Origin of the sequence: Rhizocola hellebori (genome assembly GCF_016862955.1) — a bacterium.
Classification (GTDB): domain Bacteria; phylum Actinomycetota; class Actinomycetes; order Mycobacteriales; family Micromonosporaceae; genus Rhizocola; species Rhizocola hellebori.
The window spans coordinates 131,783-157,038 of sequence record NZ_BONY01000007.1 but is presented as its reverse complement, the minus strand read 5'-3'; the positions used below and the strand labels follow the sequence as shown (position 1 = coordinate 157,038).

12 protein-coding genes and 1 pseudogene are annotated in these 25,256 nt (G+C 67.0%); 1 reads left to right on the top strand and 12 read right to left on the bottom strand.

Features of this window, described 5'->3' with window-relative positions; genetic code table 11:
• Positions 1-3 precede the first annotated feature (3 nt).
• From Rhe02_RS07520 to Rhe02_RS07485, 8 genes and pseudogenes are all read right to left on the bottom strand, one after another.
• Positions 4-1,170 (bottom strand): DegT/DnrJ/EryC1/StrS family aminotransferase, encoded by a 1,167-nt coding sequence (locus tag Rhe02_RS07520; RefSeq protein ID WP_203907358.1) that lies wholly within the window; start codon positions 1,168-1,170, stop codon positions 4-6.
• The gene (locus tag Rhe02_RS07515; RefSeq protein WP_203907357.1) at positions 1,163-2,269 is read right to left on the bottom strand and encodes a glycosyltransferase family 9 protein; all 1,107 of its coding nucleotides are present in this window, start codon (positions 2,267-2,269) and stop codon (positions 1,163-1,165) included. The genes Rhe02_RS07520 and Rhe02_RS07515 overlap by 8 nt, the downstream gene beginning before the upstream one ends.
• A gap of 383 nt (positions 2,270-2,652) precedes the next feature.
• Positions 2,653-2,853: pseudogene (locus Rhe02_RS49700) on the bottom strand (MbtH family protein); the annotation flags it as partial.
• Between the two features lie 7 nt (positions 2,854-2,860).
• Entirely contained in the window at positions 2,861-3,916 is a 1,056-nt protein-coding gene (locus Rhe02_RS07505; protein WP_203907355.1) for a condensation domain-containing protein, read from the bottom strand.
• A complete protein-coding gene (locus Rhe02_RS07500) occupies positions 3,913-4,923 on the bottom strand; it encodes a TauD/TfdA family dioxygenase (protein ID WP_203907354.1) in 1,011 nt (336 codons plus the stop codon). Before Rhe02_RS07500 ends, Rhe02_RS07505 begins: the two co-directional genes overlap by 4 nt.
• Positions 4,920-7,427 (bottom strand): AMP-binding protein, encoded by a 2,508-nt coding sequence (locus Rhe02_RS07495; RefSeq protein WP_203907353.1) that lies wholly within the window; start codon positions 7,425-7,427, stop codon positions 4,920-4,922. Before Rhe02_RS07495 ends, Rhe02_RS07500 begins: the two co-directional genes overlap by 4 nt.
• Positions 7,424-14,869, bottom strand: coding sequence for a non-ribosomal peptide synthetase (locus tag Rhe02_RS07490; RefSeq protein ID WP_203907352.1), 7,446 nt, complete (start codon positions 14,867-14,869; stop codon positions 7,424-7,426). The genes Rhe02_RS07495 and Rhe02_RS07490 overlap by 4 nt, the downstream gene beginning before the upstream one ends.
• A complete protein-coding gene (locus Rhe02_RS07485) occupies positions 14,866-18,099 on the bottom strand; it encodes a non-ribosomal peptide synthetase (RefSeq protein WP_203907351.1) in 3,234 nt (1,077 codons plus the stop codon). Before Rhe02_RS07485 ends, Rhe02_RS07490 begins: the two co-directional genes overlap by 4 nt.
• 199 nt (positions 18,100-18,298) lie before the next feature.
• Between Rhe02_RS07485 and Rhe02_RS07480 the strand changes: the two genes are divergently transcribed.
• Positions 18,299-19,915 carry a carbamoyltransferase C-terminal domain-containing protein gene (locus Rhe02_RS07480; protein ID WP_203907350.1) on the top strand — a complete coding sequence of 539 codons (1,617 nt, stop codon included), beginning with the start codon at positions 18,299-18,301 and terminating at the stop codon, positions 19,913-19,915.
• Here Rhe02_RS07480 and wecB read toward each other — a convergent pair.
• From wecB to Rhe02_RS07460, 4 genes are read right to left on the bottom strand one after another with little or no spacing between them, the layout of a single operon-like run.
• Positions 19,847-21,022, bottom strand: coding sequence for a non-hydrolyzing UDP-N-acetylglucosamine 2-epimerase (wecB, locus tag Rhe02_RS07475; protein WP_203907349.1), 1,176 nt, complete (start codon positions 21,020-21,022; stop codon positions 19,847-19,849). The two genes, Rhe02_RS07480 and wecB, sit on opposite strands and share 69 nt — an antisense overlap.
• The gene (locus Rhe02_RS07470) at positions 21,019-22,269 is read right to left on the bottom strand and encodes a CapA family protein (RefSeq protein WP_203907348.1); all 1,251 of its coding nucleotides are present in this window, start codon (positions 22,267-22,269) and stop codon (positions 21,019-21,021) included. The genes wecB and Rhe02_RS07470 overlap by 4 nt, the downstream gene beginning before the upstream one ends.
• A 6-nt stretch (positions 22,270-22,275) precedes the next feature.
• Positions 22,276-23,583, bottom strand: coding sequence for an ankyrin repeat domain-containing protein (locus tag Rhe02_RS07465; RefSeq protein WP_203907347.1), 1,308 nt, complete (start codon positions 23,581-23,583; stop codon positions 22,276-22,278).
• A gap of 10 nt (positions 23,584-23,593) precedes the next feature.
• A complete protein-coding gene (locus Rhe02_RS07460; protein WP_203907346.1) occupies positions 23,594-25,201 on the bottom strand; it encodes a VOC family protein in 1,608 nt (535 codons plus the stop codon).
• Positions 25,202-25,256 lie beyond the last annotated feature (55 nt).

Below are 25,256 nucleotides of genomic sequence, written 5' to 3'. Positions count from 1 at the left end.
AGCTCACACCTCCTGGGCCGACAGTCGACCGGCCTCGCGGCAGGCGAGCACGGCCGCACGCGTCTCGTCGATGACCTTCTCGACCATGGCGTCGTCCATGCCTTGGTGCAATGGCAGGCACAGCGTCTCCTCCGCGGCCCGCTCGGCGCCGGGAAGACGCGCGTCGCTGCCGTAGGCCGCGACAAGGTGCAGAGGGTGGTACCGGAAGGTCGTGTAGATGCCGCGCTCGTAGAGGTGCCGCGCGACCTCGTCGCGTATGCCGCCGGTCAGGCCCACCCAATAGAAGTAGTACGACGACGTGTGTCCAGCCGGAAGGGCTGGCGGCTGGCGCAGGCCTTCGAGCCCGGCAAGGCCGGTCTCGTATCGTTCGACGATCTCGCGGCGGCGCGCGACGAATTGCGGCAACCGGCGCAGCTGCACCGAACCGATGGCTGCGTCGATGTCGTTGATGCTTGAGCGGCGGCCGAAACACTCGATGTCGATTTCCCACCACCGTTGCGTTGAGGTGACCGCCTGCGATATGCCGCTGGTCTTGCCCAGACCGAGGTAGGTCAGCTGGGCGGCCCGGCGCGCCTGATTCGGCTCGCGGCAATAGAGCATGCCGCCGTCGCCCATCACGAGGATCTTCATCGCGTCGAAGCTCCACGCCCCGAATGCACCCACTGTGCCGCACGCACGGCCGTCCGCGCGGGAGGCCACCGCACATGCCGCATCCTCGATGAGCGGGATGCCCCGCTCATCGCAGAGCGCGGCGATCTCGGCGAGCTGCCCCGGGTACCCGCCATAATGTAAAAGCATGACCGCGGAGGTGCGGGAGTTAATCTTGGCAGCCAGGTGGTCCACTGTCAGGTTGAGCGTGTGCGGATCGACGTCGCAGAACACCGGCCTGGCACCGGCCGCGGCTACCGCGTTGGCGGCGCCGACAAAGCTGATGCTCGGCATGACGACTTCATCGCTGGCTCCGATGCCGAGCAGCTCGATGGTGGTGAACAGCGCCTCCGTGCACGAGTTCACCGGCACCAGGTGCTCGGCAGCCACCCCCAGGTGGTCGGCGAATTCCTGCACAAATGCCGTCGTGCGCGCCCCGCGCCCGAGCCAGCCGCTCGCGAAGACGTCGGTGACGGCGGCCAGTTCCTGTTCGCCGAGTGTCGGCTGAAAGACGTTAATCACGTGGCACCTCCACTGGGATCCGTTTCAGCACCGCGTGGTAGACCTCATCGACGGTGATGTCGGTAAGGCACTTCGGATATGGCCCGTCGGCCCCGGAGTAGGCGTAGTGGCATTGGTGCTCGCACGGCATCACCCCTGGTCCGGCACCGAGCTGCAGGTTGCGGATCTGCTGGCAGCGGTAGCGCCGGTTGATGCCCTGGTGATTTGGGTAGACGCGGGCCCACATGAATTCGGTGAATGTCGGCCCGTAGAGGACGATCGTCGGCGTGCCGACCGCGGCGGCGATGTGAGCAGGCGCCGAGTCGCTGCCTACGAGCAGATCTGCCTGGGCCAGCAGATTGGCCAGGCTGTTGAGATCCGCTCCGGCGATCACGTGTGTGCCGGCGCGTTGCAGCTCGCTCGCCTCCTGCGGGGAGCCGACCCACACGACGGTGCCTGCGACGTCGCGAAGCCGCTGGCCGAGCTCGATGTAGTGCGCCAGTGGCCAGCGGCGGTTCCAATGTGGAGCGCCGCCGGGGTGGAACACAATCGTGGGCCGGGCTAGGCCGGGCAGCGGCTCGGGCGTGAAGGGAAACGGTGGCACGGTGTCGGCGTATCCGGACGCAGGCACGCCTAGCGCTGCCGCCAATCCGGTGGCGAAATCGAACAGATCCGGCGCCCCGAACAGCGGTCGGGGGATGCGGATAGCCGTGGTCAATCCCTGCGGGCCAGTGCGGCCCAACGCGAAACCTATCCGACGGGCAATCCCGAATGAGGCTGCCTGCACGCCGCCAAGGTCGTGGCTGTCGGGGTCCACAATGCACAGATCGAACTGGGCGGCCTGCTCCGCGAAGGCAGTCCACGCCGCGGTGTCGTCATTGCCATAATCGGGGCAGCACAGCACCTCTGTTGCCCGGGAGTGCCGGGCCAGGAATTCGCCGAAGCGCTCCACCGTGGTGCGCGGCAACACATGGGTGATCTCCGCATCGGGAAACGCGCTCCGGGTCAATGCCAAGAAGATGTTGCGCTGGACCAGATCCCCCAGCCCCGGCTCCCGGAGGCGCGCGAACACCCCCACCCGCTTCGGTGGCGGCTGCGGCGGGGCCGGGGCGCTGGTCATGCCGCGTGCTCGCTGGCCGTCAGATGGCCGAAGCCGGTCATCGTGGCCAGATCGATGTCAGCGATGCACCGGACAGGTTCGAAGTCGAGCGTGAGGTCTCCCGCCAGGGCGACATGCCCTGTGGCCGTGTCGAAGTCAGCGCCGCCCAGGTCGCACGCGGACAGGTCGAGGCGCACCCCGAGTTCGGTGCCGCCCTCGGTCTGCGTGAAGCGGATGAAGACGTAACCTCGCTCGATGGCCTCGCGCAGCGCGGCGGCTGTGCGCTCGGGCCGGATCGTCACCTCGACCGGATGTTCGCCCGTGGAAAGGCGCGACACCAGCGATTCGCCGTCGTCCTCCGGCTCGTCCTGCTCCGGTGGCGGAGGCGTCGAAGCGACTTCCTCCATGAACTTGCGCAGGCTCAGCGGGCGCATGTCGGTCCAGACCTCTTCGATGTGAGCGAGGCAGGCAGCCTTTGGGCCGCTCGTGCCTTCATCTCGCCAACCGGCGGGAAGGTCACGATCGGAGGGCCAGATCGAGTACTGCTCCTCGTGATTCATCACGACGCGGTAGACGGTCGTATCGTCGAATTCTTCGTCGGTCATGCGTTCCTCACAGTCGTGCCAGCGGGATATCAGGATCGGCGATCACCTTGTCGATGACCGAAATTTCGAGAGGGATACCGATGAGCTCTACCCCATCGCCGGACTCGGCGACGTCGACAGACAAGGCCGCGTCGGGGGTGTGACCGGTCAGCCGTGCCAGTGCCCCTTCGTGGAACAGCTCAATGGACAGGCCAAGACGCTCCAGTGTTTCCTCACCGCGGGTGGCCGAGCTCAGCGGCGGCGTCCGGCAGTAGTGGACGGCGACATCACAGCCGGGCCAGCATGGCAGCTCGCGCACCACCTGGAACGGCACGTAATGCACCACCGCGTCGAGCACACCGGCATGGCATCGACGCACCAGCTCCCGAAACGACATCTCCGGCGTGACGTCGACTTGGAAGGCGATCCGGTCGGTCAGCGGTCCGATGACCGAGCCGAGGCCGTGGTACTCGCGCAGGTCGAGCTCTGCCAGGAACGTCGCAGGCTCCACGCGGCCGGCCTGGAATCGCAGCCACCACGCCAGCAGGGCTATCACCGTGATCGAGCTGTGGTTGCCCATGTAGTCCCCGATCCCGCACAGCTTGGCCCAGGTGGGGAACGGGACGTGAAGGTCGTTGTCAACGTCCGCCGTTGGCCACCGCCGTGGCCATGCGCCGACGCGGCGGGCCCACAAGGCAGCCCGCGACGGTGCCACACGGTTGTCGATGCCGCCCACGGCCTCGGTGTACGACGGATACTCAATCGCTCGGAACCGCCCGAAGTAGGCCTGCATCACCGCTCCCAGCAGCAGGTAGGCCGAACGCAGGTCTAGCACCATCGGATCAGCGGCGACAGCGAGCACGACATGGTCCTCGGTGTCGCTGTTGGGCAGGCGGTACAGCTGCACCAAACACCGCTCGCGTTGTGCAGCAAGCATCTTCAGGCAATGCGTGTCGTCGGCCGCTGTGTCGGCACCGATGGAGGGCGCGGTCAACAACTCCAGCGAAGTGGTCGCCTCCCGCACGGCCGCCAGCAGGCGAGCGTCGTCAACCACACCGGTGAGCCTGAGCGCACGTACAATCATGGGGCACCGCCATGCCACAGGGTGCCGCCCATACTGACCACGATCCGGCGCGGCCCTTGATATGGTTCACGGCCATGTGCGACGAGCACGTTGTCCACCAGCAGGACGTCGCCTTCGCGCCACGGCACGGCGACCGTCTCGGCGGCATAGGCAGCGCGAATGCTTGCCAGGGCATCGTTTTCGATGGCTGAACCGTCGCCGTAGCAGACGTCGAGGGGCAGCCGGTCTTGTCCGTATTGGGCGACGAGCGCCTCGCGTACCGGTTCAGCCAGCGCCGAGGGGTGGAAGAGGTTGACGTGGTTGAACCACGTCAGCTCACCGGTGGCCGGATGCCGCGCCGTCGCGGGCCGCACCTGCACGGTGCTCAGCTGACCGTCACGCCAGTCGGTGGCGATGTCCTGTGCGGCACAGTATTCGTCGACGCGGCCGGGATCGGACTCGCCGAACACCTCGCGCCAGGACAGGCCAACACTCTCGTGGAAGTGGCGTGTGTAGCGCACCTGCCTGCGCTGGAAGGTGTCCACGACCGCTCGGTCGATGCGGCCCAATACTTTTCGACAGTCGGCCAGCGGTGTCGCACCACCGGATGCCGATGGTGTGACGCAGCCGAACACCAGCCGGGCTGGAAAGCTGCGCTGATAGGCGTTCTCGTTGTGCAGCGCGATCGGCTGGTCGGCCGGGTACTCGGTCGAGGTGTACACGCCTTCGGCCAACTCGGTGCGCGGCGTGGAGCGCTCCCTATACGGAAGCGGCGGACCGGCCAGCGCCGCCGCGGTTGCCGCGAACCGGTCGAGGCCGACGTCGAAGCCGCGGAACAGCACCGCGCCATAGCGGTGCAGCCAGTTGTCCACCGTGGAAGAGTTGCCGCGCGCCCACTCGGCCAGGTCGACGCCGGCCGACGGGTGGACTTCGTAGGGCAGCCTGTGTGTTCCGGTAGGCACGACCTGATCGGCCGCCGAGGTGGCAACCGGCTGACGGCGGGCGATGCCCAGCGGATTTGTGCTCATCGTGAACCCATCCGGGCCAGCATTTCGGCCTCGGCGGTGTCGAGCTCGGCCGGCAGGCCGCCCAGCAGGGTGTGCAGCAGAGCATGGCTCTCTTTGAGCCGCAACGGTTCACGCAGCACGGTATCGTCCATCTCGCCGACCGGGCACAGCCCCAGCCCGCATCCGGCCGCAGCGCCCATCAGGAGCTGACACATAGCGCCCGCTTCGATCAGTGCGTAGTCGCGCGACCGCGTGCCATACATGGGCGCGATCGCGTCTTGGTCCGCCACCAGATAAAGCGAGAAGGCAGCATCGCGGGCAGCGGCCTGGTTGACCCAGGCGTGTGCCTTGGCGTCCACCTGGGCGCCCGGCGCAAGCGGGATGATCCGGTGCAGCTCGGGGTGGTAGTAGTAGGAACCCTCGTCGATGCCCTCGACACGGCCGGCGTTGACGGTGAGGTAGGCCTGCACGGGATAGAGGCTGCCCGCTGACGGGTAGGCGTACTTGGGTTCATCCGCATCGTCCAGGCGGCGCAGGTGGCCCAGAAGGTGCGCCAGTGCCTGCTGCGGCACCGGTTGCTCGATTTGGAAACGCCGGTGTGTGCGCCTGCGGGCCAGATCGCCGGTTTCGCCATCCGCCAGCGGGATTCCTGCCACCTCGGTGAGCTGGTGCCGCACGCCTGGCCGGCGCTCTTTGAACGCGATGCGCTCCAGCGGGTCGAAGATGACGCCTTCGTCAATCCATTGGCTCGCATCGATAGCGTCGCCTTCTGGACGCCCGGAGCTCACCAGCACACCGATAGACGGGAAGCGCAGCAGCTCCTCCACATCGACCTTGATCTTCAGCTCGACCTCGGCCCGCACCGCGATCCGGACCAGCTGCACGGACGTGGCGCCGACGTCGAACAGGTTCATGTCCGGTGCCACGTCAGCCACGTCCAGAATCTGAGCGGCCAGCGCGCAGGCGCGCTCGATCAAGTCACTGTTCGTGACGCCAAGAGCGATAGGTGCCGGCGTCGTGGTGGTCGCTGGGTGGGTCTCGACTCGTGCGGCAAGCGCAGCGCGGTCGATGCGGCCGGAGGGGGTGAGCGGGAACGACCCCACGGTCTCGATCCGCTCGGGCAGCAGGTACGGAGACATCTTGGTGCGCAGGTAGTCCAGCAGTTGCGGACCGGTGGCCTGCCTGCCCGGTGCGACTTTGACGAACGCTACCGAACTTTCGCCAGCCGCGACGGCCGCCGCATGCAAAACGTCCTCATGGGTGGCAAGCGCCGCCTCGATGTCACGCAGGTTGAAGGTGTGCCCGGAAACGGTGATGCGCGTGTCGTCTTCGCCGCCGAGCTCGAGCACACCGTTGGGCAGCAAGCGTCCGCTGTGCACGGTGCGGACTACGGTCTCGCCCATTGCCTCCGTCGGGTCCTGATCGCTCGGTGCCAGAAGCCGGCCACCTAGGTGCAGCCGTCCGTTGACCCAGGCCGGGCACGGCAATTGTGCGTCGCTGAGGATGTAGGTTGAGGTCGCCGCAAGTGGCGCTCCAATCGGAAGATGGCCCCTGCGCGCATCCGGCTCGTCGAGTTCATAGCAGGTCGACCAGATCCCGGCTCCGGCACCCGGTCCCAAGTTGACCAGGCGCGGCTGGTCGCCGAGCGCCCGGCGCAGCCAGCCTGCCAGCGACAGCGGGAACGGTTCCCCGCCCAGCATCACGATTCGCAGCTGTTCGGGACGGTCGTCGCCGCGCTGGTGCAGATGCTCGGCAAGCAGACCGGCGAGGGCCGGCGGCGAATGCCAGACGGTGACCCGATGCTCAAGCATCAGATCCACCCATACCGCAGGGGTACGCAGGTCGATGTCGTCAGGCACGACCACCGCACCGCCGGAGAGCAACATCATCAGGATGGCCGCGATCGAAACTTCGTCGCCCAGCGGACATACCGCGAGCAGCCGGTCGTCGTGGCCGAGACCGAACCGTTCAATCAGGTCGGTGATCGGCGTGGCCAGTCCATCGTGCGTAATCGGATGTGGTGCCAGGCAGGCGACGCTGGCCGGATCGACGAGCTGTTGCCTGGCCTCGCTGCGCTCAGGCTGGACGCTGTCCAGGCAGATCCGCTGGGTCCCCTCCGGCCAGCGCAGCCGGTTCTCCAACCAGCTCTGCGTAAGCACCAGGCCGCCTGGCATTGACGCAAGCTGCCCCCACCTGGCCGACTGTGACGCGTCCGGGCTCGCCACGACAAAGCGCTGTCCACCGACCAGAGCGGCCACGACCGCGACAACCTGCTCCCAGCCCGGCTCGACGCAGATCACCACTGGTCCGGGCGCATGCGCCGCAACGGTTTGAGCCAGGCCAAGCAATTCGGCGTATGTCAGCTCGCGCTGGCCGGTGATCACGGCGGGCCTGTCCGCACGGCGGCTGGCGATGTCGAGCAGGAGCGCGGCGGGTGTAGTGGCGGGGACCTCGGGCGTTTGGTTGACTCGCTGCCACAGGTTGGCCTGGCTGGGCGAGACCATGGCCGCAACTGCCGAGTTCATCGTGTCCATCCCGGACCTACTTCCCAATATTCGCTGTCGGTGACCAATGAGCGCAGGATCCGCCCGTAGGCGTCGAACATGTCCGTGACCATCCCGTCCGGGAAGGCTTCAGCCACGTAGTCCCAGGTGAGCACCAGGCCGCCGTCGTGCTCGTAGACCTGGAAGTCCAGAAGGACCTGCGGGGTTTGACTCACGCTGTAGGCGACCTGCGCCGGCCAGGCACGGCCCGTTGGCACGCGTTGGCGGTCCGGACTCACGGCCGGCAGGAGCATGCTGGTGAAGACCACCGGCGCGAAGGCGTTGTCGCGGCGACTCGGGTCCCGGCGGATCAGGCGCAGCACATCGACCCCGCTGAACTCGCGATGCTCCAGGTCGCGGAAGATCTGCTGCTGCATCGCCTGGGCCCGCTTGGTAAACGTCGCACCGGTCGCGTCGACCGCAAGCAGTGTCGTCGAGGTGAAGTCGCCCACCACTGCATCGATGTCCGGGTGCAATGGCAGCCGGTTGAACGTGGTCAGGTTGATGATGAACCGGCTGGTCTGGCTCCACATCGCCAGCACGTCGGCGTATCCGGCGCACAGCAGACCAGAGGGGGTGAGATTACGGGCAGAGCCGTGCTCACGCAGCCGTGCCAGGTCGGCGCGGGACAGGCGGGTCTCCAGCCGCGCGAAGCGCGGACTGGAAAGCTCAGAAAGCCTGCGCGCCATGGGCAGCGGTGGCGCTGCGGGCAGAGCGGGCACCCGGGAACGCCAATACTGCTCGGCGGCACGGCGTCCGGGAGCGTTGCGGCCAGCGTTGATCGCGCTCTGATAGTCGCGGAAAGTACACCCAAGTTCCGGCAGCGGCGCAGAATCGTTGTCGTAATACGCCAGCAGTTCTTGTTGCATGATGTTGAAACTGAGCGCGTCGGCAATGATCAGATCCACACTGACATGCATACGTGAAGTGTCGTCGTCCAAACGCGACACCGCGATGTCGAAGAGCGGCCATTGACTGGTGTCGTATACGCGGTGTGACATGCGCTCGCGGATGCTTTCAAGATCGGCACCCACATCGGTTCGGTGCACCTGGAATCGTGGCACCTCCCGCAGCACGCGTTGGGTTCCATCCGGCTGCACGATGGTGCGCAGAGCGTCGTGCCGTCCGACGAGCCTGTTGACCGCACTCTCCAGCGCGTCCGCATCCAGTCCGGCGACATCCAGCTCGACGTAGCTGTGGGTCGACACGCCGCCCAGCGTCATCGTCGACCGCCTGCCCATCCAGTAGGCCTCCTGCACCGACGTCAGCGGGAACGGCTCATAGCGCCGTGCGGGATCGGCTGGCAGCGACACCCTGCCGTCAACTGTCGTCTGTGCCTGGCTAATGGCCAGCGCCAGCTCGCGCAGCGTCGGAGCTTCGTAGAGCCGGCCGAGTGACACCTTGCGGCCGATTTCGGCCTCCAGCCGAAGCAGCAGGCGTATTGCCACCAGTGACGTGCCGCCGAGGTTGAAGAAATTGTCGTCGAGGTCCACCGATTCGACGCCGAGCACGACAGCCCAGGTGGCCGCCAACTTCGACACGAGTTCATCCGGTGGGGGCATCGCCGGCGCGGCCGCAGGCGTGGCTTCACTCAACGTGGCGAGCGCGGAGCGATCTACCTTGCCCTGAGCGGTCAGCGGCAGGGCGTCAACGCGCCGCACCGTTGTCGGCACAAGGTAACCGGGTAGAGCCTGTCGCAACGCGGCTCGTACGTCCTGCTCCGTTGCCTGCCCCACGAAGAACGCGGCCAGGCGGCGATCGCCCGTGCGGGGGCCTACGGCCGTGGCCGCGCACGCTGTGATGCCGTCCACGGCGCGCATGGCGGCCTCGACTTCGCCAAGCTCTATCCGGAACCCGCTGATCTTGACCTGGGCGTCCTCGCGGCCCAGGAATTCAAGCTCACCTTCGGGTCGTGCGCGGGCGATGTCACCGGTGAGGTAGAGCCTCTCGCCGGTGCGTGGATGGTTGATGAATTGCGCGTCCGTTCGGACCGGGTCATCGAGATAGCCCAGCGCTAGACCGGTACCGGCAAGGTAAAGCTCACCTGGAACCCATTCGGGCCGGGGCTCGAATCGGTGGTCAAGCACATAGACTCGCTGGTTGGCCAGCGGTCGGCCGTAGGGAATCGACGGCCAGGCCGGATCCACCTCGCCAATACGGTGGAAGACCGACCAGATCGACGCCTCGGTAGCGCCGCCAAGGCTGATCACCTGCGCGCTCGGTGCCTTGCGCCGCAGGCGGTCTGGCAGGCCGACGGGAATCCAGTCGCCGCTGAGCATGACCACGCGCAGCTGCGAAAGCTCCGGCGCGTGTGCGGTTTCGGCGTACTCCAGGGCCAGGTCGAGCAGTGCGGGAACGGTGTTCCACACCGTCACCTGCCCGGTGCGCAGCAACTGCAGCCAGTGTCTGGGGTCGCGTAGCCGGTCCGGGTCGGGCAGCACGACAGCGCCGCCGGCCGCCCAGATCCCGAACAAGTCGTAGACGGACAGGTCAAAGCTCAATGAGGACAACCCGAGCACCCGGTCGGCCGGGCCGATTCCGAAGCGCCGATTGATGTCCTCGATGGTGTTGACCGCGCCCCGGTGGTCGATCATGACCCCTTTGGGGGTACCGGTGGAGCCTGACGTGAAGATGACGTAGGCGAGGTCGGTAGCCGCCGGGTTGCCGCGAAGCGGAGCAGCGCCAGCGTTTTCGACGTCCGAGGCGTCGAGCACGATGCGTACGCCGGTCTGTTCCACCAGAAGCCGCCGCCGGCTGTCGGGCAGGTCGGGTTCCAGCGGCACGTAGGCGGCTCCGGCCGCTGTCACGCCGAGCACGGCCGCGGCCTGGGCCCAGCCTTTTGGCCCGGAAACGCCCACGAGGTCGCCGGGTTTGACGCCACGCTCCTCCACCATTCGCGCGACCCCGCCAGCCCGGTCGGCGAGCTCACGGAAGCTCAACTGCCCGAACGAGGTGATGACCGCTGGGGCCTCTGGGTGCCGCGCAAGCGAAGCGGCGAACAATGTCGGCAGCGTCGCCTTGGTCACCGCGCATGCGGTCGCGTTCACCTGCGCGCGGCGAGCGGACTGCTCGGGCGGCAGCAATCCACGCACCGGTTCGTCCCACGCCCGGGTGCCGTCGGCCAACGCGGTGAGCAGGTGGACGTAGGCGTTGAACATGTCGTCGATGAGGGCCGGCGGGAACAGTTCGGCGATCGCGTCCCAATGCAGGATCAGACCGTCGGGCGCCTCCGCTACCTGGTGGTCGAGGTAGGCCTGCGGGGTTTGGGTAACGCCGTACTCGATCTGACCCAGCGGCGGCAGTTCTGTGGCGGCCGAGTCGTCGGGCAGCCCGAGATTGCTGGTGAACACGACCGGTGCGAGCAAGCCCGGGCGCCCGCCGCGCGAGCGTGCCCACTCCCGCAACACCGTGATCCCGCCGACTGCGCGGTGGTCCAAGTCCGTCCACATGCGACCCTGGATCGCTCGGGCCTGTGCGATGAAGGACTCCTGCTCACGGTGATCGACTTCAAGTGGTGTCACCGAGGTGAAGTCACCGACTATCCGGTACAGATCCGGGTGGTCCCCGCGCCGGTTGAACAGGGTCAGCATGACCGCGTAGTGCGGATGCCGGCTCCACGTCGTGAGGATCTCGGTGAATGCGGCCAGCACGGCCACTGACGGCGTCACGCCTGCGGTGGCGGCACGGGCCACCAGCGCCTGCCACAGGTCCGCGTCGAGTTTGTGTGCCCAGCGCTGGAATCGCGGCTGGGAGACCGATTCCGGGGACCGGCTCAACGGCAGCTCCGGACCGCTCGGCAGGTCGGCCAGCCGTTCCCGCCAGTAGGCCAGGGAACCTTCGTAGCCGGGCTGCCCCAAAGTCTCGGCTTGGGCCACCACGGCGTCGCGGAATGTCAACTGCAGCGGGGCCAGCTCGGTCTGTGGGCGATGGTAGAGCAGGGCGAGCTCGGAGGTGAGCAGTTGCACGCTGTAGGCATCGGCCACGAGCGCGTCGATGCTCACGTGCAACCGCTGCCGGTCACCGGTGCGCAGGCTGGCGCGAATGTCGAACAGCGGCCACCGATCGGCGGCAAGCACCTGGTGCGACATAGAGTCACGAACGTCGCGCAGCGCGGCCTGGTCGTCGGGCGTGTCAGTCAAATCGAGGGTGGCCAGCTGGTAGGGCGGTACTTCGCGCAGCACCTGTTGCTGCCCCGACTCCAGGATCACGGTGCGAAGAGCGCCATGACGATCGACGAGCACGCGGATCGCCGATTCCAGCCGCACCACATCCAGCCCGGTGGTGTCGATTTCGAAGTAGGCGTGGGTTGCCACGTTGCCGAGCACAAGGTCGGCGTTGCGCCCGATCCAGTACGCCTGCTGCACCTCGGTTAGAGGAAACGGGTCGTGCCACTCATGCGGGCGTGGCGTCAGGACGACGTCCGCCGTGGAAAGCTCACTTGCGCCGTGCAGCCTTCCATCCAGCAGGCCGGCCAGCGCCTGGATACTCGGCGCGGCGAACAGGTCGCGCAGCCCTACCGACATCCCGGTGCGCTGTCCCAACCTGTGCAGCAGTGCCGTGGCCGTCATGGAGTGCCCACCGAGCGCGAAGAAGTCGTCGTGGACCGAGCCGGGGGTGACCGGAAGCAACTCGGCGAACGCTTGCGCCACCAGCAACTCGCTGGGGCTCGTGGGCGGCCGCCCGGAAAGGGCATCGGTAGAGGACCGCACTAGGGCGCCGAGTCGGCGCCGGTCGACCTTTCCGCTCGGGCTTAGCGGCAACTCGTCAACACGCACGAACATCGACGGCACGAGTGCGGAGGGGAGAAACACGCGCGCGTGCTCCCGCAGCTGAGCGACCTCGCAATCGTTGTCCAGGCGCACCAACGCCACCAGCGAGTCAATGTGTGCGGTGACCGCGGCCTGGTGTACGGAGGGAAAGCCCAGCAGCACGTCCTCGATCTCGGCCGGCTCGATGCGCACACCGCGGACCTTTAGCTGGCTGTCGATACGCCCGAGATACTCGATGCCGCCATCCGCGCAAACGCGCGCCAGGTCACCGGTGTGGTAGACGCGTCCCCCGGCCGGACCGGGCCTGAACCGGGCGGCGGTCGCGGCAGGATCGTTGTGGTAGCCACGCGCGACCAGCGGCCCGCCGACGACCATCTCGCCGGACACTAGAGGTGGCACGAGCCTCCCGGCCGTGTCAACCAGGGTGATTGATGCGCCTGCGATGGGCCTGCCGATTGTCACGACCGCCGCATCTGGCCGCACCTCACCTGCGGTCGCGTCGGCGGAGACCTCGGTGCAGCCGTATAGGTTGAGCAGGTGGCGGCCGGGCAGGAGCGCGTGGAAACGCTGAGCCAGGTCGGGTGCGAGCCGCTCGCCGCTAGTGGCCCAGATGGCCAGGGCAGGTAACTCGGCGGCGACGCCCGGCACGGTGTCGAGTAACGCGCGCAACAGCGACGGCACCAGGACGACGCGTGTGCTGCCTGAGCGCCGAAGTACCGCCACCATCCGGCCCGGCTCGGCTATGTCGTCAGGGTCCAGGACCTCCGCAGGCACACCCGCCAGCAGCGGGCCGAAGATCTCCCATACGGAGTCCACAAACGACAGTGGCGTGCGATGGCAGGCTTGCTCGCCCGGGCTGAACGGGTACTCCCGCCACATCCAGGCCAGCCGCTGCATCGTGGCCGCGTGCAGTCCGAGCACCCCTTTAGGTCGACCGGTCGTCCCCGAGGTGTACATGACGTAGGCGAGGCTCTGCGGCGACACCGACAGGCAAAGATTGGTTGCGGCGTAACCGCTGCCGGCAAGGGACAGGTCGTCCAGGACGACTTTGACATCGGCGTCGTCCAGCATGTAGGTGATCCGAGCCTGCGGGTAGGACGGGTCGATCGGTACATACGCCGCGCCCGCTTTGAGCGTCGCCAGGATCGCGACCACCGCATCGTGGCCGCGAGGCAGACATACCGCCACCCGGTCCTCGACGCCGACTCCGCGATCGACCAAGTCGCGGGCCAACCGGTTCGCTTCGGCGTTGAGGGTGCGATAGGTCCACGATTGTTCGCCGTGCCTCAGCGCGACCGCGTCAGGTGTGCGCTTGCACTGCCGTTCGAAGGCCTCGTGCAGCGTAGTCACGTCGTCGGTAGCAGCGGAGGTGAGCGGGGCCGTCTCCGCCAGCCGAATCTGCCCGCAACAGACATCGGGATCGGCCGAGACAGCTTGCAGGATCGCGCGCAGATACCCGCCGAGCAGCGCCACCGTCTCGCCGTCGAGCACCGAGGTGTCGTACTGCAGACCGAACCTCAGCGCCCCCGCCTGCTCCCGGAACTCGATGGTCAGATCAAAGTGCGGGATAGCATGCGGCACGCCAACGGGTTCGACCTCGAGGCCGGGAAGTGACAGCGTCGGCGCCGCGAGCTGGGGCACGCACAGCACGGAGATCGGGCTGGCGCCACGCCACCGGCGCGCGATCACCTCGAAGGGCGTGTCCTGGTGCTCGAAGGCGACCGCGCATCGATCCCATACTTGCCGCAACAGCTCGCTAAAGGGCATGTTGGTCCGCACCTGGGCACCCACCGGCAGTAAATTGGCGAAATACCCGATCGAAGACTCCAATGTGGATCGGGTCCGGCCCGAGGCCAGCGTCGCGGCCAGGACGCTCTCGCGACCGTCGAGCCGGTGTGTCAGACAGACCCACGCGGCCAGCACGAGCTGAAACAGCGTGCCGCCGTCCCGTCGACGCAGATCCGCCAAAGCGTTGGTAAGGCTCGGCGGAAGGCTGGCGGTCCACACTTTGGCTTCGCGTTCCCGGCCCGGCATGCGTGGCCTTGCGACCGGTAGTGGACCGGCGGCGGGATCATCGATACCCTCAAGCCACGAAGCCGGTTCAGCCGCCCATGCCCGCGATCGCTCCTGCTCCGCATACTGTCCGAATTGGATGACCGGGCTATCCCGCAGCGGTGCCGGTTGCCCACTCCGGTAGGCCTGATAAAGCTGTGAAATCTCCGACGCGAGCTGATCGAGAGACCAGCCGTCGGTGACGGCGTGATGCATGGCCACCACGACGATGTGGTCCCGCATCCCCAACCGCAACACGGTCACGCGCACCAGCGGCGGCCGAGCCAAATCCAGTGGCCGCAACCCTTCGGCGTGTAAGACTGCGTCGAGGCCAGCTTCCGGCAGGTCGACCAGGATCAGCGGCACCCGCATCGCGGGCATTACCACCTGCACCGGTTCCTCTTGGTGTACCTCGATCACGCTGCGCAGCACGTGGTGGCGGGCCACGACGTCGGTGAACGCCTGGGCGAGCGCGGGGAGGTTCAGCGGTCCGGTCAGTCGCACCGCCATGACCAGGTTAGTGACCAAGCCGTCGACGAGCTGGCCCATCGACCACATTCGGTGCTGGCCGAACGAAAGCGGTGCCGTGGCAACGCTCGTCATGGCGATTCCTCACCCTGGCCCGCAAGCAGTGCGTCGATGAGCCCGGCCAGCGCCGCCATGTCCGGCACGTCATACACCTGCCGCATGGGCACGTCGACACCGAAGGCTTCTTGCAACCGGGCATGCAGGCGGGTCACCAGAAGGGAATCGCCGCCTAGGGTGAAGAAGTCGTCGTGCACTCCAACGGTGGCAAGTCCGAGCAGCTCGCACCACAGCTTTGCGACCTGCTGCTCGGTTGGCGTGCGCGGCTGCTCATGGCCGACCTCGACCGGCACCGCCGGTAGCGCCGCGAGGTCGAGCTTGCCGTTGCGGTTGAGCGGAAAAGCGTCCACCTGAAGGTAGCGGGCCGGAACCAGGTAGCTCGGCAGCCTTTGTGAAAGGAAATGCCGCAGATCCTGAGTGGTGGGCGCGCTTTGCCCCGGCTTAGCGACAAAATAGGCCACCAATGCCCTTTTTGTGGGTACCACGACCGCCTCGCCCACCCGCGGATGAGTCCGCAACGCTGCAGCCACCTCGCCCGGCTCGACTCGGTAACCTCGCACTTTCACCTGTGCGTCAAGGCGTCCCAGATAGCGCAGCTCCCCATCGGCCGTGGCTGCCGCCAGGTCTCCGGAGCGGTAGGCGCGTGCGCCGGCTGGGCCGAGCTCGTCGGGCACGAACCTTTCGGCGGTCAGCGCGGGCCTGTGTAGATAGCCGTTGGCGACACCCCAGCCGCCCACCACGATTTCGCCCGCCTCGGTGACGGCTGCCCGCACGCCTGGCAACGCCTTGCCGATGGGGCTGACCGTGCCGCCTGCATCCATCCGGGTGAGCACCCGGTGTGTCACGTGTACGGTGGTTTCGGTGATGCCATACATGTTCACCAGTTGCGTGGCCGGGCCTACCCGGTCTAGCCAGTTGCCTAACCGTGCTGGATCACACCGTTCCCCACCCAGTACCACCGTGCGGGCCGACAGGCTCGTCGATTGCACAAGCGCGTCGAAGGCGCTCGGCGTGCTGCTGTGCACGGTGACCTGTTCACGTTCCAAAGCCGACCGCAGAGAATCGGTGTCACGTACGCCTTCCCGTGGCACGATCACCAGCCGGCCCCCGGTCAGCAGCGGCATCCACAGCTCCCACACCGAGAAGTCGAATGCCGCCGAATGGGTCATGCTCCACGTGTCCGCTTCGGTGAAGTCGAAGCGCTGCAGCGCCGAACTCAACAACCCCAGCACGTTTCTGTGGCTGACTAGCACGCCCTTGGGCGTTCCTGTCGAACCTGAGGTGTACACGACGTACGCGATCTGATCGGCGCTACGCCTGCTCGGCAGCGCGCGGACCCGGCGCGGTGGGCGGTCCGCAGTCACGACAGGCCGGTCCAGCCAGGCGAACCGGTCGCCCCACCGCTCGGTGGTCAAGAGTGCGCCGACTCCCGCGTCGGCCATCACCGACTCGTGCCGCGCGGCTGGATCGTCGGGATCAAGCGGCACATAGGCCGCTCCCGCCAGGCCGGCACCGACAATCGCAGCGGCAAGATGCGCGTTATGCGGCATGCAGATCGCGACCCTGCCACCGGGCTCGACGCCACACGCCAGCAAGGCCGACGCGATCCGGCGTGCCCGCCGCCTCAGCTCACGAAAACTGACCTGCCCGGAGGAGTCGGTCACCGCGATCGCGTGCGGTTGTCGAGCGGCGACTGCTTCGAATCGCTCGGCAAGTGTGCTGTCATCAGCGACGTCTGGCATCGTGTCAGCTGATGTCTGCGGCTGCGCGATCGGGTTCTCGGTACCCTCCAAAATGGATATGATCTTAAGCAGGATCTGCCTGACGGCCGCGTCGTCGAGTGCGCGGGCATCGTACTCCGCGAACAATTCCAAATCTGGCCCGACGTGGTTGACCGTCAGGGTGAGCGGGAATTTCGGCGCCACAGGCGCCGTCTCGCGTAGCAACGCTTCCAGCCGGGGCAAAGACACCTCGATGCCCGGTGTGTTCTGGTAGGTCAGCACCGCGGCGAACGGCGGCGGCCTGCCGAACCAGCGCCGCCCCGGTGCCACGGCCCGCAGGATGTGTTCCAGCGGCACGTCCTGGTCCTTCAGAACCTGGGTGACCGTGCGGTGTGTCTCCAGCAGCGTCTCGTGCACGGTCGCGTCGCGACGCGCATTGACCCGTAGCGGCAGGACAGTGGCGAACGAGCCCACCAACGGTTCAATCTCGGGCCGCGTGCGGCCGGAGACTGCGACGCCGATGACCGCGTCGGGTGCGCCGGTGACTGCCGCGATCGCCAGCCCGACTGCGGTGGCCAGCACGGTAAATGGGGTGGTGGCCGCGTGACGTGCCGCTGTGTGGATGGCCGTCGATATCGCGCCTCGCAGCCGCAGCCGGATGGTCGCGGCCGGATCGCCTCCTGGTGGACCCCACCTTCCCAGCCCTCCGGACAGGAACGTGGACCCCGCCAGATGCGCTTCCCATCGCTGCAGGCCCGCGGCGAAGCCGCCGGTCTCGGCGGTGGTGCGTTGCCAGCGGACGAAGTCGCGGTATCGCCAGCGCAGCGGCGGCAGAGAAACCGGGTGCCCGCTGACGGCATGGGTATAGGCTCGGCCCAGGTCGGTGGCCAGCACCCCGAACGACCAACCGTCGCTGGTGAGGTGGTGGCGGGGCAACATCAGCTGATGCGACTCGGTGCCCAGCCGCAGCACGGCTTGCCGGATGCCGGGCGACGTGGATTGGTCGAAGGCCCGCCTGGCGAAATCTTCACTGACCCGCCGTTGCGCTTCGGCCCGAGCCGCCGGTGGCAGACCGGTCAGGTCTATCAAGGCAAAGGTGGCGGGACGGGGCGCCAGCACCGTCTGTTCCAAACCGTCAGTGGCGCGAAAGGTCGTGCGCAAAGGCTCGTGTCGGGCAATCACCACGGATAGGGCGTGCCGCAACGCTTCAGCCGACAGCGACCCCGTCAGGTCGACATCGAGTGGAATGTTGTAGGCCGAACCTTCGGGATCGAGGCGCTGGTGCAGCCAGATGCGCTCCTGCGCGTAGGAAAGCTCCCCGGTCTCGGGCTCATCCGGATTGGCGGACAACATGCGCAGGAGCTCAGCGCGCCTTCGGCGGACCCTGCCCAGCAGCTCGGGGGTAAGCACGCCCGCCGGCCCGACACAGCGCAGCCGGCCGCCGTCGGCATGCAACCGGACTCGCAGCCCTCCCAGCTCACGCAGCAGTTGATCTAACTGCGTGGAATCCGAGGGCGCCGATGGCATAGCAGCACGATATGACAGGAAAACCTGTTTGAAAATAGACCGGCGATGGTCGATCTCACGCGCTTTCCGCCATGTCTGGCGCGCGGATTGACCGCGACCGCGCTAAGTCTTACATTCGGATTGCCGGATATCATCGCCGGGGTACGCGCGTGCGCGGATCCTCTTCCAACTCGGGTGACAATCCACTGTGGAGGGACCGATGACCAGCCCCACGGTACGAGTAATCCTGGCCATCAACTTCAACCACGATGGGGCCGCCGTCATCCTGCGTGAGGGGCGGATCGCGGGATTTGTGTGCACAGAACGGCGCTCACGGCTCAAGAAGCACCCGGGTCTGCGTGAAGACGATCTAGATGAATTGCTCGATCAAGCCGGGGTAGCGCTGTCTGACGTGGACCACGCCATGTTGTGCAACCTGCATAACATGGACTCACCCGACATTCCGGCGCTGCATGGCAGCGACCTCAAGGACACCTGGTTCGAGTTCTGGGTCAACCAGCGCAACGACACCGTGCGCATACGCGGCAACGACATCGCCTGCACGGTGAACCCCGACCATCACACATTGCACGCGGCCGCGCCCTACTACACCTCGCCGTTCGAGTCGGCCGCCGTCCTGGCTATCGATCCGCTCGGATGCCGGGCGTTCCTGGGCCGAGGCGAACGTCTATATCCGCTCAAACGGGGCTACGACGATTGGTTCAACGCCAATGTCGGCTATACGTCGGTAGCCGAGTCGTTGTTCGGATCCAGCATCGTGGGTGCGGGCAAGGTGATGGGTCTGGCGCCCTACGGACGCACCGACGACTTCGACGCCGTCGACTGGAAGGCCGTGTCCAACTTCGCCGAGCTGATCGCGCTGGCGTCGGCCAACCCGGTGACGTTGCGCGTGGGCGAGAAGGAGCTCAACGCCACGCTTGCCTATTGCATCCAGCTCGGCCTCGAACGTCAGCTAAGCGCCGTGCTCGACGATTTGGCCCAGGTGTGCGCACGCAACAATGTCGAACGCAACCTGTGCATGTCAGGCGGGACTGCGCTCAACGCCGTGGCCAACCAGGCCTGCTTTTTGGCATCGGACTTCCTGCAGCTGCACCTGCACCCTGCATGTGGCGACGACGGCACCGCCATCGGGGCCGCGCTTTGGCACTGGCATCACGTGCTGGGCAATCCACGCCTGCCCCACGCGACCCCGGACCTGATGTATTCCGTGCGCCAATACGGAAGGCGAACCGTTGGGGCGGCCATCGCCGCCCGGGCTGGCGACCTGATCGTCCGTGAGGCCGGCGACTATCTTGACGCGACAGCTCAGCTCATCGAAGAGGGCGCCACCGTGGGGTGGTACGAAGGGGCCAGCGAAGTCGGCCCACGTGCCCTCGGACACCGCAGCATCCTGGCCGATCCACGCAGCCCCACGATGCGAGACCGTCTCAATGCGAAGGTCAAGCACCGCGAGGGGTTCCGGCCCTTCGCACCGTCGGTTCTCAACGAACACGCCGCAGCGTGGTTCGGCTTGGCCGACAGCCCGTTCATGCTGCGGGCCAGCCCGGTGCTTTCCGACGCGGTGCCTGCCATAACGCACGTGGATGGAACGTCACGCATTCAGACGGTCGGCGCGAGTGACAGCCCGAACTTCCACGCGCTCATCCAGCGTTTCCACCAGCGCACCGGCGTGCCGATGGTGCTCAACACCAGCCTCAACACCAAGGGCCTGCCGATCGACGAGACTCCGGCCGAAGCCATCGACACGCTACTGAACACAGAACTCGACTACCTCGTCTTCCCCGGCCTCATCGTCACCAAGCCGGCGCGCAAGTAGCCGCTCAAGCGCGCTTACCACGCGTGCGGCCGCCATGCCGTCGCCGAAGGGGTTTCGCTTGATCCGCAGCCGCCGCCGGGCGGCCAGCAGGCGGCGGGCCGACTTCACGATCGCGACGGGATCTGTCCCGACCAGCCACGCGCAACCTGCGTCGATTGCCTCGGGCCGCTCTGTCACCTCGCGCAACACCAGCACCGGTACCCCGAAGCTCGGCGCCTCCTCCTGGATGCCGCCGGAGTCGGTGAGCACCAAAGCGCTGCGCCGCAATGCCCTGACCAGATCGGGATAGTCCAGCGGCTCAATGACCTGTATCCGGGGATGGCCCGAGGCACTGGCCAGTTGTTCACGCACCGCCGGGTTGGGGTGCATGGGAAGCAGCGCGTGCAAGTCAGGATGCTCGTCGACCACCTGACGGATGGCCGCCAGCATGCGCGCCATCGGCGCACCCCATGACTCTCGACGATGCAACGTGATCAAAACCATGCGGCCGCCGCAGCCGTCCAGCAGCTTCTCGACCGCGGCAAGCTGCGGGCTTACCGGCGAGCGGTCCAGCAGCGCCATGTGCTGAATCGCATCGACCACAGTGTTTCCGGTGACCACGATGTCCGCCGCAGGCACCGATTCGGCCTGCAACGCCTGGGCCGCGCCAACGGTCGGGGCCAGGTGCAGCGAGGCGATCCTGGCCACCAGCTGCCGGTTGCCCTCCTCGGGGAAAGGTGAGTCGCGGTTGCCGGTGCGCAGGCCGGCCTCCAAATGCACCACCGGGATCCGGCGCCAATAGGCGGCGAGCGCTCCCGCCAAGGTCGTGGTGGTGTCTCCCTGGACGAGGACGGCATCCGGAGCGCGGCGCACGAGCAATTCGTCAAGCCGCGGAAGGACACCTGCCATCAATTCCGCCTGGCTGCCCGAGGACCGCTTGACCTCCAGCGATTCGTCGGGCCACAAGCCGAAGGGGGCCAAGGCATCGCGCACGATGGAACCATGTTGTCCGCTGTGCACGAGCAACGGCCGGATGCTCGGGTGTGCGGCCAGCGCGAGCGCCACTGGGGCGACCTTGACCGCCTCCGGCCGGGTGCCGACCAGCAGCAGCACCTCCGCGCCGGTCATGGCGAAGACGGCGGCACAGTCACCCGCAGATGCCGCACGATCTCAGCTACATCGGAGTCGGCCGGGGCTTGCTCGGCAAGGACGTCCAGCCTATCGAGACGGTAGGCGCCAGGGCCGTCCGCCTCCGAGAACACCATCGGGACCAGATCGATGGCGCGTATTCCCGCACGGCTCGCGGTGACCCGCACGGCCAGGCTGAGCCGGCTGTGGGCGGAAAGCATCGGGGTCACCAAATTTCCGGCCGAGTACATGATTAATCCGGTCCGTTCCGGCGAGCCCGGATACAGCTCGACCGGCTGGATCACATGTGGGTGGTGACCCCACACCACGTCCGCCCCGGCTTCAACCAGCCGGCGAGCGGTGCGGATCTGCTGCTCGACGGGAAACCATTCAAACTCAAGCCCCCAATGCAGGCTGGCTATCACCAGATCGCCGCCGGCCGCTCGGCAGGCGCGGACCGCGTTCGCGACCTGGTCGACGACATCGGTGTTGCGCCATTGATTGAGTGGGACGACGTTGACCAGACCCGCCTCGTCTGGCGAGCCGCCAAGACCGTTGGTGCCAAAGGTAAACGGCACCAAACCGATCGTCAGGCCGGCCACGGTGACGACCCGGTGACCCGTCTGCGCCGCCGTGCGGCCAGTGCCCACGGGAACTGCCCGCACTTGTTCCAGCTCGTCGACCGTGCGCGTGATCCCCTCCACGCCCAGATCCCACGCATGGTTGTTGGCGGTGGACATCACCACGGTGTCGGCGCCCAGGTAGCCGCGATGCATCTGCAGCTCAGCCGGAGTCATGGCCAGTCGGGGTGCGTCGGCGAACAGGCCCGTCACCGCCGGTGCATCCGGGTCCTGGTCGCCGATCGGGCCTTCGAGGTTGGCAAGCATCACGTCGGCTCGGAAGAGCTCGGCCACACCGGGGCCGAGTTCCACTTTCGATGCGGTGTCGGCGAACGCGTCCAACGGCATGATGTCCCCGACGAAGACCAGGGAGATGTCACGGGCGGCGGCGGTATCGGCGACCAGCTCGGTCAGCCCGGCGCGCAGCCTGCCGGCCAGAAGCCGCCGCGGGCGGCGCCTTCCATCCAGCGGCGTCTCCCGTTTGAAAGCCCAGAACACCCGATCGACCAGCCGCATCGACGCCACATCACCGGAGTAGCCGCCGAGCAACCGCCAGGCACCCAGCCGAAACGCGCCGAAGACCAGCGGCCGCCCGATCCGGATGTACCAGGGTTCGCAGCTCTCCATCGTCGGCTACCGGGCGGCGTCGGACAGCAGCTGGAGAATCCGAGGCGAGTCCGGGTGGGCGGAGGCATGATGTTCGGCCCACTGCACCGCCGTGGCGTCGTGCTGAAAGTCCTTAATCGACAGATCGGGGCCGTGTGCCATCAGCAGATCAACTGTGTCGCCTCGTCCGGCGCTTACCGCGAAATGCAGCCCGGTCAGGCCTGGCCACGGTTGGGCGTTGATGTCAACGCCGTGATCGATGAGCCACCGCACCGCGTCGGTCGCTCCAACCTGGCAGGCGAAGCCGAATGCCTCGGCCATCACCGTCTTCTGATCGTCTTGCAGGGGCGGCCCGACCGGCCAGCCGACGTCGGCTAGGTTGGGCCGCCATCGGTAGGCCTCGGGGCGAAGCGCACCTTTCTCGTCGTGGAAGTCCTCCAACAGGTCGATCCGGTTGCAGCCGGCGGCAACCCAGTACGCCCGCGGCACGATCGCCACCGCGGCCAGTGTTTGGGTCGCTTCGGCCGAGCCGTGGTAGAGGGCGGCCTCCAGCGGGGTGATTCCCCACTCGACCGTGTTGGTCACGTCGGCACCGGCGGCAAGCAATGCGTCCAGGAGGTTCACCCGGTTGAACCCGGCGGCGAGGTTGACCGCACGGTCGGTGTCGGCGCCAGAGTCGGTGATCGCCTGGACCACCGCAAGGTCGTCGACGTGGGTGCCGAGTCCATGGGGCTGAGCGATCGTTTCCAGCAGCGTTGCGCCGTCGGCGTCCCGCAGATCCACCAGATCCGGGCGGGCAGCCAGCAGCTCTCGCACGCGTGTGGCTTCGCCACGAAGGACCGCCTTCACTACCTCGCCTTGGGTGCCGTCGGCGTCACACCAACGGGTTCCGCTCCACTTGCGCATCGCCATCTGCTGCACGGTGTCGACCAGCTCGGGCCAGGTCAGGCACCCCACCTCGCGCGCCACCACCAGCTTGGCGTCCTCCAGCGTGGCCCTCGAGGCGAGATCCTGCACGTCGGCCAACCGCGGCACATAAGCCCGGAACCGCAGGGCGGCCGCCGGGCTGCCCTCGGAGAGTTCAGTCAGATAGAGCTGCGCGTTCTCTTCGTAACCGTTCAGGTCGATACCGAGCCTCGAGATTGGCCGGATCTCCACCGGTTGTGCCGCCGAGGACTCCAGCGCCGTCCAGTCCGGGTAGCCGTATTCGTCGGCGACGGCCTGCCGGGCGTCGTCGGTGGCGATGTCGGCCGCGGCCGCTCGGGCGTCCGACTCCGCGGCCAGGTCAGCGGGCGTCGGCGGGATGGGCAGGTCGAAGTGCCGCTCAATTTGCATGTCGATCCCCTCAGGTCACCAAATCGATGGCGGACCGAGCGCGCTGCCTGCCCGACTCCAGCACACGGTCGGCCGCAGCGCCGGCCAGTCCGCGGCCTTCCACAAGGTGGCGCCGGAACCGGTCCCTGGCGTCGGTTGCGGTAAGCCCGCGACGCGCCAGATCGGCCATGATCTTGTTTCGTTTGCTGGCGTACTGCTCGGGCGGCTCGGTCGTGCTGAACGACAACAGGTTGTCGAGCATGACCAGTTCCGCCCCTACGTATAACGCGAGTAGGCCCGGATTGTCGGCGAACCTTGTGTAGTAGCTGATACCGCATAGGTGAAACAGCTCGTCGGAGACGTCTTCGGGCCAGTGCGCCGGGTCGGTGCTGTTGACGTCAACCGGAAGTGTGCAGCGCCGGGCCAGCGGCCGGACCTGCCGCACTGGGAAGCCGACCGCACGGGCCAGCATTTGGTACACCATAAGCGTGTCGTAGAAGGCGCCGCTGACGAGTCGTGGCCGGCCGGTGCCGTCATCGGGCAGCACCTGGCGCAGCAGACGGCGGGTGCGCCCACTCGGAACCCGGTTGAAGCCAAGCTGGGGCAACGGGCGGGCGCAGCCGGTCCAGTCGTAGGTGCCGGGGTCTGCGGCCACTCCGGCCGAGCGCACCGCGTGTATTGCTTTCTGATTGATGAACAGCAGGTGGGTACCGGCGACCGGGAACCCGAAGTCGCTGGCCATCGCCCAGCCGCAGTTCATCGAGACCTGCGGCGCGACCGCCGCCATCTCGGCGAAGATCTCCGGGTTCAGGACGAAGCAGTCGATGTCCAGCCAGCCGAAGTTGTGCTGGTTCACCTCGAACAGGAGTTGCCAGGCGGCGATGTCGTCGATTCGGCTGCGCACGTGATGGAAGGGCCGGTCGAGTTTGGCCGCGATCCAGGCGCGCTCGGCGTCGGTCAACGCGGAACCGATCAGCACCAGATTGGTGTCGGCTGGCACATACGCCTCGGCCGCCGCGACCCAATGCAGCAGACCGGAGGTGAAGAACATGTAGTAAACATCGCGCTGGTCGGGAAGCGACCGGTAAAAACGCCGCAGGTCGCGCAGGTCTTCACGTCTGCGCAGGGCGCCCAGCCCGGTGCGGGCCGCCGAACGCAGCCGGGCCGCTCGGTCCAAGGAGAAATCGCGCAGCTTGGATGACCACCGGCCACCACCTGACGTCGGCAGACCGATCAGGTCTCCCGATCCCTCGCCGACACAGATCACGTTGCCCGCACAGTCAACGAAATCCACGAACCGCGAACCGAACGCCGACAACGGTTCGGCGAGCACCTCGACACCATGCGACTGCAAGCGGGCCACAAAACCGTCCAGGTCTGACACCAGCAGCGCGGCGTCCCAGGGACCCGCCGTGGGAACCGGTTGATCTGTTCGGCGCGAGCGCGTCGCCGACTCCTGCAGCAACAGCCCGGCGCCATGCCCCCGCATCAACGCCATCGGGGTGGTCTCGGTGTCCAGCTTGTACACCACGTCGAATCCGACGATGTCGCGGTAGTAGCTGACTGCCGTGGCGAGATCGTCAACGACGAGACAGGGGACGCCGAGACCCTGTTGTGTGTAGCCGTTGTCGGGCGTCACGCTGGCGATCCTTTCATCCGCGGAACCGAATATCAAGCACAGCCTATGCCGCGCG